The following is a 12,053-nucleotide window of genomic DNA, read 5'->3' on the forward strand; positions in this document are numbered from 1 at the left end:
CGCTACATCTTGGCGGCGACCCTCCTGTTGAAGCCATCCAGGATCTGCTCGGCCAAACGGGCATAGTTGCCATCAAAATGATGGCCGCCGGCTGTCTTGATCACCTCGACACCTCTCGCGGAGAGCGTGTTGCAGAATGTGTCTGTCTCCTCATCACCGTAGAAACACTGGACCAACTTTGTAGGCACCTGCTCGATCGCTGTTGCGACCGGAACGGCCTCCGAGCTGGGCGCGGCGCCAAGCCACCCTGCGACCTGAATCTCCCAGTCGGCCGCATTCGCGAACCCAAGCAGTGAGATTTGCGCGATACGTTGTTTGATGCTCGTGGCGAGGTCGTTGTAGACGAAAGGCAGCACGTCGGCGCCAAACGAGTAACCGACCAGGGCGACGCTTTTGGCGTGCCATTTTTCGCCATACGTCTGAATGACTGCGGTCAGGTCCGCTGCTGTTTGTTCCGGCGTCTTCTTCTCCCAGAAATAGCGGACGCTGTCCCAACCAACTACGGATACCCCACGTGATTGCAGCTCTTCGGCGATTGTCTTGTCCAAGTCGCGCCAGCCGCCATCGCCTGACAGCACGATCGCCATCAGCCCGTTCGGGTTTGGCGCTGGCAGTTCGATCAAGGGGAGCGCCGAGAGACCACTAGTGTCGCCCGCTTTGAAATGCGGCTGCACAAGAGAGGTCGCTGCATCGCTCGCGATCCCGGGGACAGACTGAATGCTCATCGGCATGTCAGCGCTTTGGAGCGAGGCAAAATAAGCGCGCGCTTGTTTCGGCTCGGCTGCTGTGAAACCAAGGCTCCAAAACCCCTGCAAGGTCTTTGACGGCCCGTACGCGAAACCGCCGACCCGAGGAGACGAGGGCGCGCCCGCGCAAAGCGGGCGCTCGCTGGGAAGAACCACACTCGGATCCACCGAGACCGCCCCAGCCACCGTGTTGACGGGAGCCTGCGCCAGAATGGCCCCTGCAAGTGTTCCGCCGGCACCGACGCCAGCCAGGATGGGAAAATGGTACTGCAGGCCACTGTGCTCACGCTGCAGCCGGCGGCTCAGTATCTCCACATCGCCGACGAGGTTATGGCAGGGCTCCTTTTCTGCCGAGAGCCTGGCCAGATAGGTTTTGGTGTCCACGCCCACCGCGAGCGCCCCCTGCCTCCCAAGTGCCGCCAGCGCCGCCTGGTTCGCGTCGCTCCATCCGCTTGGATCCGAAAACAAGACGACGTATCCCTGGATCTGGCCGACCGGCACCACAAGGTGGACATCCCCATAGCGGCCACCCTCGATCGCCAGTGATGGTGTCGCCGCCAGGATTGCAACTGCTGCTGACAGGAGAAAGGCTAGCCTATTCATTCTGCGTTCGTGCTCCTAAACCCTTGAACCGGCCACCGATCAGTGCGGTGGCATCCGCGAGGATGACAAATGGGCTCAACGTACCCGAAGCCGCCAGGTAGCGTGGCTCCCACGCTGGATTGAACTTGTTTTTGAAAGCTCTCAGGCCCTGGAAATTGTAGAGGCGCGTGCCATATCGCCAGATCATTTCACCCAGCCTGTGCCATCGCGACGATAGCGGAGCTGCCAGCACACCGCTCAGCGGAGCCATGCCGAGGCTCAAACTGCGGTAGCGCATGTCCTTGAGCTGAAGGATCAATTTTGTGAACAGGAATTCCATGGCGTAGGGCGATGCCATACCCGTGTGCCGCATCAGGCCAACCGAAGCGTCCTGAAGGGTGTCCGTCGTCATGACGGTCGCGAAAGCGACGGGTACATCACCCTGGCGGACGACGGCGATCCACTGACAGCCTAGATAGGCCGGCTCGAAGGCAGCGATCGAGAAGCCTTTTTCCCTGGTCTTGCGCGAACGCAGCCACTCGACCGAAACGTCGGTCAGGGCATCCATGATCCGGGCAGTCTGGTGAGGCGGCACCAGGTCGAACGTCAATCCTTCGCGCTCGCCTCGTTTAAGCGCATAGCGAAGGTGAGCACTCGCCCCGCCTCTCAGTTCGAAGGCCGCAAGGTCCACGCATGCCTCCTCGCCAAGTTTCATGACCGACAAGCCCGCGTCCAGGTAGAACGGCAGGTTTTCGGGGCGGATCTGGTAGAACGCGGCGCGGCCCCCATGACCGGCGGCCAGTGCGACGAAGCCCTTGATGAGCTTCGGCCATTCCTTGACTGGACCTACGGGGTCGAAAAGCGCAATCCAGCTGCGGCCGCGCTTTCCATACATTATGAACGAGTCTCCCGTTTCGGAGAACATCAGGCTCTTGTCACCCATGAGGGCTAGCATTGCCTGGCTCCTGTCCTGCTCACGAATGATCTGAGAGGCCTGCCCAAGTGCCATCAGGTCCGGGCGCGTCGCGAGACCCTTTGGTGGGCGAAGCAACTGCCAAAGGCCGATTGCGACGGCAAGAACGGCCGCGCCGAGCAAGGCACGCAGCGCCCTGGGAGCTTGCGCGTCGAACTCGAACTGCCACCACAGATCGCGTGCTGTGTAATCGGCATTCCGAAACGCAACAAAGAAGATTGCGCTTGTCGCCAGGACGATCAGGCCTGCGGCAGCKACCCATCCCAGGGTGAAGGGCTGGTCCAGCATCGACGCTGGCCGGTCGAACTGACGCTTGGTGGCGAGCAGGAGGCAGATCAAAATGGCGAGGAATCCTGCCTCGCCATAGGCAAGTCCTTTAGACAGCGACAAACCGAGGCTCGCTATGGCCATCAACAGCGCAAGCCACCAGGCGCCGTCACGTCGCTCGAACAATCCGCGGGCGACAAAAAGAAATACAACGCCTGACAGGCTGCCCATGAAATGAGAGGTTTCCACCACCCACAGAGGCAGTCGCATCGAGAGGATGGCCAGCCTGTGTCCGAAAATCGGCGTTGCCCCGGACACGAGAAGCATCACTCCGGTCGCAAACGCGATGACCCCCATGAAGCGCGGTGTGAGACGCGCTGCAGCCTCGATGAGAGGATCGCCCGCGGCGGGGTTCTTCGTTGCAATTGCAAGCCGGGCCTCGAATATTGCGAGCAGAGCCGCAGAGAGCACCACCGGCATCGCGAAGTATATCCCTCGATATGCCAGCAGTGCCGCGGCGATCTGGTCGACGGAGGCATGTCCCGCAAAGGCCCAGAAGACTGCCGCCTCAAATATCCCAATACCACCTGGCAAGCTGCTGACCACGCCCAAAGCCGTGGCAGCGGAGAAAATCGCGGCAAAGCTGAGGAAATCGATTGATCCCGGTGGCAGCAGTACCCACAGGGCGGTCGCGGCTGCGAAGAGCCGGATACCGGTCAGTCCAAGCTGCATGGCGGCAATCGCCTTGCTGGGTGGGGCAAGACAAAAGCCGCCGATGCGGACCGGTCCGCGCAAGCCAAACAACAGCAGTATGATCGAGCCGGAGAGTGCACTTGCAGCCGCGACTTGCAAAAGGGTTGTCGGCCACTCCAAAAGATGGGAGACCGGCCCCGCTTCGATCAGGGTGGTCAAGCCCCCGAAGCCGGCAAGGCCGAGGCCGAATCCGCCAGCGACGAACAACAGGAGGCGGGCAATATCGTCGGACCGAATCCCGGCAGCGCGGTAGATGCGGTATCGGACAGCAGCGCCCGTGAAAGTGCCAAATCCAACGGCGTTGCCGAGAGCGGTTCCGCAAAATCCGGCCACCACGGGTGCCAGACGGAGTTTGCGGGCGCCGACATAATACACCGCACAGATGTCGCGCCCGATGACGGCCGCGAAACTAACCGCCGTTGCAAGGATCGACCAGCCAACCGCTGCAGCCGGGAAATGGCTGAACGCGTGCACGAGGGCGTGATAGTCGATGCCCTGGATCGTGCTGCCGAATGCCAGAACAAGAAGGGTCAAGGCTGTAAAAACGATTGCGGAAAGCGCCAGCCGGCGTGCCCTGGCACCGGATTGGCCTCCCAGTCGCGGAACATCCAGTTGCATCACGCCGGGGGCTGAATTCTCTTGCGCGATACTCGCGCGTCCGACATCTGTTTGGGCGGCAAGCGACACCGCTTACGCCCGTATTTCTTGTCGCTGGAACGACACGTAGGCGATGGTGAACAACACCAGAAGAGCCGCGATCATGCCGGCGAGCTGCGGCCAGATCAGGGCCACGCTCAGCGAGAAGGGCAGGGGCGCTCCCATCAGTGCCCCGCTCAACTGGTCGGTGAACAGCAGGCCGAGCGAGCGCGTTGCCGGATTGAGCAGCGCAAGCGTGGTCTCCCCGTAGAGCGTGTTGGGCGAGATGCGGGCAATGGCCTGCTGGAGATCGATCTGATGAACCGCGGTCATCGGATCGAGAGGGTCGATCGGCGCGAGCGCGCCGGCGATCAGCGGCGCCAGCATCGGCCAGAACACGGTGAACAGCAGCCATGCGGTGAGTGCGCACAGCGCCGATGTCGCCGGCGATTTGACGATCGTCGAGAAGGCCATGGCCACCGCCAGCCAGACGCCGGCATAGACGAAGGACGCGAACAGGAAGGCAAGGCCACGGGCGATCTCCTCGCCGCTCGGCGGCAGCCCCAGCAGAAGCATGCCAAGGCCGGTGACCAGCAGCCACAAGGCCAGCAGACAGATGGCGATGACCAGCAGCCCGCCCAGGAATTTGCCGGTAAGAAGCGCGTCACGGTATATCGGCTGCGACAGGATGCGCGACAGCGTGCGGCGACTGTATTCGCCGTTGATGGCGTCGAAGCCCAACGCGATCGCCACGAGCGGCACGAGGAAGCCGAGAAAGGAGACGAAGGACGGCAGCGGCTGCTGCGCCGTGGTGAACAGGCGCAGGAACAGGAACTGGTCCTCGCCTAGCGTAGCCTTTATCTGACCGATTGCGGCATAGACAGAGCCGATCGCCGTGAGCAGAACCAGAAGCATCACCAGATGGATGCGGATGCTGTTCATATGATCGGCTGCTTCCTTAAGCGCGATTGTGGACAGGCCGGCAAACGGCGACCCTTCACGCTGCGACGTCATGGTTCTCTCCCTCGAAAAAGCGGACATAGACCTCGTCGAGCGTCGACTGGCGGATGGTCATGGAATGAAGCGCGCCGCCCGCGCCGACGATGCGCCGGGCAATGTCGGCCCTGACATCCGCGTCGGCATCGATGCGCCAGCGTCCCGCCCCCAACGGCGTCAGGCCGGATACGTGCGGTGCGCCGGCGAGCACCTTTTTTAAATCGGCCCTTTCAGCCTCGACCTCGACGCTATGTGAGCCGCCGAGGACGTCCGAGGTGAGGTCTTCAACCCTGCCGATAAGGCCGATGCGGCCCTTGCGGAAAAGTGCTACCCGGCTGCAGATCGTCTGCATCATCGCCAGCAGGTGCGAGGAAAGCACGAACGTCACGCCTTCGCCCGCGAGTTCGCGGATCAGATCCAGCAGTTCCTGAGTCGACTGCGGATCGAGGCCCGATGTCGGCTCGTCTAGAATGGCGATCTCGGCCTGTTTGACCAGCACTTCGGCAAGCCCCAGCCGCTGGCGCATGCCCCGCGAGAAGGTGGCGACGCGGCGGTTCGCAACATCGGCAAGCCGGACCCGCTCCAAAGACCTGCCGATGCGCCTGTTCGCCTCGTCGGAAACGAGGCCACCGAGCCGCGCCGAATAGACAAGATTTTCGTGTGCGGTCAGGTGATCGTAGAAGCCGATCTGGTCCGGCAGGTAGCCGACCCGCCGCTTGACAGACAGCGGCTGGCGCAGCGGGTCGAGGCCCAGAACGCGGATCGAGCCCGCTGTCGGTTCGGTGAGGCCGAGAAGCAGGAGGATCGTCGTGGTCTTCCCCGACCCATTCGGGCCAAGCAGTCCGAAGACCTCGCCTTTCTCGACCGTGAGGTCGATGCCGTCAACCGCCGGAAACCGACCGTAGCGCTTGATCAGGCCGCGCGCCTCTATGACCGGGCTCATCGCCGTCCATACCGCGTAACGGCGAAGGCAAGCATCAACGCGGAAGCGCCGATGACACCGAGGCCGGTGACCCCCCACAGCGTCGATGTGCGCACCGTGACCCGGAAATTCGCACTGTCGGACGCGCCATCGCCATTCGCATGGACCGAGACCATGTAGTCGCCCGCGATAGCTTGTGTCGAAGGCGTCATCGAGACGCCGACATCGGATGTCCCGCTTGGCGCGATCTCGTCGACTTTTTCAGGGTTGAAGGTCACCTTCCAGCCTGAGGGCGGGCTCGCCGTCAGCTTCACGTCGCGAGCCGGCGCCGAGCCGTTGTTCGACAGCGTGAAGGTGAAGGTGCGCTCCTGGCCCGCCGTGGCGTCGCCGGAAAGCCTGCCCTGGGGACCTGACAGAGAAACGGATGGCCTGCCGGTGATATCAAGCAGCAGCTTGGTGTCGGCGCTGACATTATCGCCGCTGGCGGCGACGTCCACGGGATACTGACCGGCCTCGGCGTTGTCCGGCGGCTGGACGCTGATGGAGAGTGTTTTTGATTCCCCGGCCTTCAACGGCAGGCTGGTCAGTTCCTGCGACCCGTAGCCCTGCTTGAAGGTAACCTGGAAGCCGGACGGCGCCTTCGAGAGCAGGTTGACGGTCGAATCCACCTGGCCTTCGTTCTTGATGTCGACCTGGAAATCGAAGGCTGATTTGGCCGTGCCGCGCAGTGCGGGAAGCTTGGGTTCCAGCGTCAGCTTCGCCGGCTCGGTTTTGGCAAGCGTCATCTCCATCGGCAGTTTCAACACTTCGCTGCCTGCCTTGCCGGACACTGCAAAGTTCAGAGCCTTGCCGACGTCACCTCCCTTCGGAGTCAATTTCAGCGTCAGGCCGACCGTGCCGTCCGATCCCGCGATTGCGGCGGTGACTGGTTTGCCGCCGCCGTCGATCTCCCACTTCCATCCGTCGGGCAGCCCGTCGACTCCGAGTTCGACGCGTTGGGGCGGTAGTCCCCGGTTGGCCAGACTTAAAGGCACGCTCACATCCTTGCCGGCCTGGGCCGAGAATTCCGGATAAGGCGTGGTCAGCCATAAGCCGGTCGGCGCCTGGCTGGCGGCACCCGCGGCCGCGCTCTGTGCATGCGCCTCCGGCGCGGCGGCGACGAGACTGACCGCAATCAGGGCTATGGCGAGGATCGTCATCGGGTTTGAAAAAGGCGCACGAATGCCTGCAGGAATCATGGATGCCTCCCGCTTGAGGTTGGAATTAATCGTTGTGGTACAAAGCCTTGGTGGCGTTTCGCACGCTGGAATGGACTACCCGTTTTGTGGCGCGAGTTGGGCAATTCTGATACGACGATCTTCGATCACGAAATTGTTCCCTTCCGCAATAATGCGTGATGGACAATCACTGAGCCGAGGCACTGACCTGCAGTGCTCGTTGGCGTGGCCTGGGCCATTTCCGGCGTCCTCGCGAGGTGGAACGGCCCAGCGGTCACGGACAGGGAATAACCGCTGGGCCTAATGGGAGCGCGCTCCTCCCGAATGCAAGCGCTGACGCCGGCGCAAATCGTCAGTACTATGCTGGCGCTCCCAAGAGCGGCCGGTGGCCGCCACGTCGTAGTCCACGCTCGTACTCAGATTACTGATGCCAGCCGGAAACTATTCCACCATAACCGCCATTTTTTTTGGGAACGATGATGCGCCGGCCTGCAACGTTCAAGCGGGGCGGAGCCCTTGGGGGCGTAACTGACGAGTGCCTGCCGCCGTCCCAGAAGGGCTCGCGACACCTTGCCAGCACCGAAATTGGATTTCGAACATATGGCCTCATGCAATCGGACAAGATTACGGGTTGGCAGGCGTTGGCGCGCCGCCCTATCTATGTGTCGGAAAGGTTTCGGTCATGGTCCGCGAAGCAGTAGTCGCCATCTCATGTTGGTTGGTAGCCGGGACCCAGGTTACAACCATCGAACAATATAACGCCTTTCAATTTGGCTCCCAGTCGGCCGCGTTAGCCAAGTGCCGCAGCCTGTGGGTGACAAATCCCGTTGAGTACCTGCGCCAGGCCAACAAATACGAACGCCTTGATCAAACTGATCCCCTTGTCGGATACTATCGGCGGGGTATGGCGGATTTTGACAGCAGATGGAAACGCTCCGGCGAAGCGACCTGCGGTGCCGAGGGACTTCTAAGCAAGTTCCTAGGCACAGACATCCGGCGGTCGACGAACACCGCTGGCGATTGAATATGACCTTTGAATCCTGACGTTCAAGCCGCGCTTCGGCGTCGAGAAGAACCAGAGATAGATCCCGACTGCCACAATCGCTGTCAACAGGACCCAGATTGCCACATGCAGTTTGTCCATGGCGATGCGAGTCGTGGCGCAATGTCAGCAAATCGTTCAGCGTCCGGCTATGCCGGGGGCACGAGAATTGGGTTGCCGCTCGTACGACAGCAGCGCAACGATTTAGACAAGGCCGGGGCGAATGAGCGCATTTGATCCGCAAAGTCGCTATGCTAGGGCTCTCCCATTATTGGAGCTGACATGGCTGGCAAATCGCGAAAATATCCCATGCTACGGCGTTCGCGTGCGATGTGGGGTTCGCGACGCGTCTGGCAGCCACGCCTGGTGTTCTGGGCAGGCGCCATTGCCATTGGCCTGATCAGCGTCCTGTTCGCGGTTCTGGCTGACAAGGCGCAAGGCCTGTTTCATCAGATCACCGGCGATGGTGGCGGTTGGCGCCGTTTCCTGCCTCTCGCCATTACGCCACTCGGTTTCGTGTTGTGCGCGTGGCTTGCCTCCGCTTTCTTTCCCGGTTCGCAAGGCAGCGGCATTCCGCAGGCCATTGCCGCCAGGCACCTGCGCGATGATGAGGACCGCAGCCATATTCTGTCGCTTAGACTGATCGTTGGAAAGATCGCGCTGACCATCGTCGGCCTGTTTTGCGGCGCCTCTATCGGCCGTGAGGGCCCGACCGTGCAGGTCGGGGCGTCCTTGATGCTCCAGGTGGCCCGCTGGGGCGGCATGGCGCAGGCTCGCGGCCTGATCCTCGCCGGTTCGGCGGCCGGCATTGCGGCCGCCTTCAACACGCCACTCGCTGGCATCGTCTTCGCCATCGAAGAGATGGGCCGCACCTACGAAGCGCGCACCAACGGGTTGGTGCTTACGGCCGTCATCCTGGCCGGTCTCGCGTCACTCAGCGTGCTCGGCAACTACACCTATTTCGGAGTCTCGAAGGAGACGATTTCGTTTGCGGCCGACTGGCCGCTGGTGCTTCTCTGCGGCGTTGTCGGCGGCGGTTTTGGCGCGCTGTTCTCCTTGCTGGCGTTGAAGGCGACACGGCGGATTCGCCGCTGGAGCGCGCATCAGCCGTTGCGGCGAGTGTTGATTGTGGCGGCGGTCTGCGGGCTGCTGGTCGCGGTGATCGGCGTTGCCTCAGGCGGGCTGACCTTCGGCACCGGCTATGCCCAAGCACGTAGTGCCGTGGAGGGAACCCCGCTGCCATGGTTCTTCTTTGCAGCAAAGTTGACATCAGGTCTGCTGTCGATGATTTCGGGCATTCCCGGTGGCATTTTCGCGCCGTCGCTGGCAGTAGGCGCCGGCGTCGGCAGTTCACTCGGGCTCATGTTCGGCGCCAGCACTGGCATTGCGGCCTTGCTTGGCATGGCGGGCTATTTCGCTGGCGTGGTTCAGGCGCCGATGACTGCCTTCGTGATCATCCTCGAGATGACAGGCAATCACGACAATGTAATAGCACTGATGTGCGCCTCGATGCTGGGCTACGGCACCGCGCGCATGATTTCGCACGAGCCGCTGTATCACGCACTGTCGCGCGTCTTCATCGCCGAGGCCATAAGGCGGCGGCGGGCGGAGATGGCGGACGCGGCTCACTGAGCCGTCGTTGCACTTTGGCTGCAACGGTTCAAAAAACCGGGGCCTGCGTGACATAATTCATGCCGCCGCGACGGCGACGGCGAAACCAAGGTTCAATCGAAAACACCCCAGATGACGGCCAGCGAGAAGGCTCCGGCATGGCGCTTCAGTCCGCGAGCCGATGACGTTCGAGGGCCATCCACAAAAGACGGCCAACCATGTCGACCAACGTGGAAGGCGCGGATGGACGTTCATGACGACGGAAGGCTAGCCCAATGACTGCGCCTTGGCCCCGCGCGATTTCAACTGGCCAAAAGTCAAAGCGCGAGGCCAACGCCGGGTAGACACCGGCGGGCGAAAAGCGTCCGGTGGCCAATGATGACAGTGCCACTTCGATTTCTGCCTCCTGGGGCTCTATGTCGCCATCCCTCTCGACGAAAACCACTTTTCCTTCCGCAACAAGAATGACCACGGCCGGGACTTGGAAGAGCGCCGCAAGAGCACGGGTCGTAATCGAGATGTTCGCTTTCGGATTGTCGGCGGCCACGACGTCGCGGCTATAGTCTTGGAGCACTGTTACCTGCCTTCTTAAGAGCGCCGCCTCGGCTGCCCTGCGATGGGAGGTGAACGCAACGCCACTGACGACCAGTCCGACGAAGAAAAGCAGCCCAATGGCCCAGACGTTCGCAGGGTCGTCGACGATCAGCGTGTAGCGTGGCTCCGTCAGAAAGAAATTGTAGGCAAGGGCACCGAGTATCGCCGAACAGAGGGAGGGGCCTAAGCCCAAGCCAATGGCTGCCATGACCACCGGCACCACAAACACAAGGGAGATGTTCGGGATCGCCACCTGGCTGTCGACACCGACAGCCACCGCCGCCGCGACAGCGGTCATTGCAAACGAAGCAACGTAGCGCCCCAGAGCCGGACCCTCCAACAGGGCCGAGTCCGAAAATGGATCAGCATCGGGTAACAACGGGATGTCCGTTCGTGGGTTCGACGTTGCGTCGGTCATTGGTTCAACGCGCCCCGTTCTCTGATGTGTAAATCAATCCTGGCTCGACGATCCATTCACCGGGAGAAAGCGCTCCGATATCGAAGCGGCCATCATCGAGGCGCGGCGCGAGCCCGACATAGTCATAGCGATCGCCGAAAGAGTCCATGACAGGCGAAAAAATCGGCCGGTCGGCGAGGTAGCCAACCACTTGGCTTTCACCCGGCCGCCTGGCGGCGGTGATCCTCAGGATATAGTATTCGACCGGGACGCTTCTTGCATGGAGCCGCATCGGCCTATTCCTACTTATAGGAACGCTGGGGACAGTATGCTCGTGCGAGTTCAATAAATCCACCCACATAAATCGAGGGCGGTGTCTCAGTTTGAAATTCGGCGCTTGTCGTTTCCCGCCGCCAGTAGCCTTCAGTCCGCTTGAACTCGTAGCCTTGGTGCCCGATTGTCGCTCACTTGGGGGAGATATGTTATCATGCGCCGTCCGACATAGGCTCTGCCCTAGTGCCGACCGAGATTCACGTCAGTACGGTCGAAGGTGACAAGGGCCTCCCAGGCATCCTTTTAATCCAGACAACGCGCGGGCCTGATCTTCGGTGATCCCGGTTTTCTGGCCAGACGGCAGGCCATCAGGCCACTGCCATCGGTCGGCGGCTTGCCTACATCATCAATCATTATCGATTTCCCTTCCAGGTTGCCCTCACGGCAAGCGACAAGGGTTCCTTGGCCGCTACCAAACCCACAACCACGTGAATTGCGCTTCTGGCGCTGCTTGCTTACCTACCGCCTATGAACAAAACGAAGCTCACAATCTGGATCGTACTGGCGGTGCTGCTTTTGGTCTGCATCTATCTGTTTCTGGCGGCGGATGCGCCGGATTGGTCTGTGCGCCTTTGATTTCCAGCCCTCAAATTTCAAACTGACCCCACTACCGATCGCTGCCACCCCGACAGCGATCTTCCGAGACAAGCCCTCGACACGACCAAAAGACGCACGTGATGCCGGCAATGTAGCGGGAGCTGAGTTCGCGCTTCATCAGTGTCCAGCGCACGGCAAGCGGCATGCGAACCGGCCAAAATCTGGACGAAGCCCGGCAGCATCGCCAGCACGAAAAGCCAGCCGAACCAGGTTGCCGAGATCGGCGTTAGCCAGCTAAACCGTAACCGCTGTTCTCAGGCCACGGCCTTGAGTGGCGCGGTGGCATAGGCCCAGGGCAGCAGGTCGTCGAGCTGGCTTTGCGGATGGCCTGCGACGATGCGGGTGATGACGTCGGCAAGGTAGGCGTACGGGTCGACGCCGTTGAGT

Annotated in this window: 10 protein-coding genes; 2 read left to right on the forward strand and 8 right to left on the reverse strand. The window is 61.5% G+C overall.

The window, feature by feature from the left end; translation table 11 throughout:
• Positions 1 to 2: 2 nt before the first annotated feature.
• Genes AC1DPX_RS25585 through AC1DPX_RS25605 form a run of 5 tightly spaced genes read right to left on the reverse strand, consistent with a single transcriptional unit; the run spans position 3 to position 7,113 of the window.
• Positions 3 to 1,349, reverse strand: a complete 1,347-nt coding sequence (locus tag AC1DPX_RS25585) for a virulence factor family protein (RefSeq protein WP_477240084.1) — start codon at positions 1,347 to 1,349, stop codon at positions 3 to 5.
• On the reverse strand, positions 1,342 to 4,008 hold the full coding sequence (gene mprF / locus AC1DPX_RS25590) for a bifunctional lysylphosphatidylglycerol flippase/synthetase MprF (RefSeq protein WP_477240085.1): 2,667 nt from the start codon (positions 4,006 to 4,008) through the stop codon (positions 1,342 to 1,344). The genes AC1DPX_RS25585 and mprF overlap by 8 nt, the downstream gene beginning before the upstream one ends.
• A 3-nt stretch (positions 4,009 to 4,011) precedes the next feature.
• The gene (locus tag AC1DPX_RS25595; RefSeq protein WP_477240086.1) at positions 4,012 to 4,971 is read right to left on the reverse strand and encodes an ABC transporter permease; all 960 of its coding nucleotides are present in this window, start codon (positions 4,969 to 4,971) and stop codon (positions 4,012 to 4,014) included.
• Positions 4,955 to 5,896 carry an ABC transporter ATP-binding protein gene (locus AC1DPX_RS25600; protein WP_477240087.1) on the reverse strand — a complete coding sequence of 314 codons (942 nt, stop codon included), beginning with the start codon at positions 5,894 to 5,896 and terminating at the stop codon, positions 4,955 to 4,957. Before AC1DPX_RS25600 ends, AC1DPX_RS25595 begins: the two co-directional genes overlap by 17 nt.
• Complete coding sequence (locus AC1DPX_RS25605; protein WP_477240088.1) at positions 5,893 to 7,113, reverse strand: COG1470 family protein; 1,221 nt, start codon at positions 7,111 to 7,113, stop codon at positions 5,893 to 5,895. Before AC1DPX_RS25605 ends, AC1DPX_RS25600 begins: the two co-directional genes overlap by 4 nt.
• Positions 7,114 to 7,774: 661 nt before the next feature.
• Here AC1DPX_RS25605 and AC1DPX_RS25610 point away from each other — a divergent pair.
• Positions 7,775 to 8,116 carry a hypothetical protein gene (locus AC1DPX_RS25610; protein ID WP_477240089.1) on the forward strand — a complete coding sequence of 114 codons (342 nt, stop codon included), beginning with the start codon at positions 7,775 to 7,777 and terminating at the stop codon, positions 8,114 to 8,116.
• 300 nt (positions 8,117 to 8,416) lie between these two features.
• Positions 8,417 to 9,766, forward strand: coding sequence for a chloride channel protein (locus AC1DPX_RS25615; RefSeq protein WP_477240090.1), 1,350 nt, complete (start codon positions 8,417 to 8,419; stop codon positions 9,764 to 9,766).
• A gap of 145 nt (positions 9,767 to 9,911) precedes the next feature.
• Here AC1DPX_RS25615 and AC1DPX_RS25620 read toward each other — a convergent pair whose 3' ends face one another.
• The 3 genes from AC1DPX_RS25620 to AC1DPX_RS25630 all read right to left on the reverse strand — a co-directional run.
• Positions 9,912 to 10,757, reverse strand: a complete 846-nt coding sequence (locus tag AC1DPX_RS25620; protein ID WP_477240091.1) for a DUF4118 domain-containing protein — start codon at positions 10,755 to 10,757, stop codon at positions 9,912 to 9,914.
• 4 nt (positions 10,758 to 10,761) lie between these two features.
• The gene (locus AC1DPX_RS25625; RefSeq protein WP_477240092.1) at positions 10,762 to 11,028 is read right to left on the reverse strand and encodes a hypothetical protein; all 267 of its coding nucleotides are present in this window, start codon (positions 11,026 to 11,028) and stop codon (positions 10,762 to 10,764) included.
• A gap of 892 nt (positions 11,029 to 11,920) precedes the next feature.
• On the reverse strand, positions 11,921 to 12,053 hold a 133-nt coding region (locus tag AC1DPX_RS25630), incomplete at its 5' end, for a transposase domain-containing protein (RefSeq protein ID WP_477238855.1).

Source organism: Mesorhizobium sp. 01N446 (assembly GCF_056399285.1).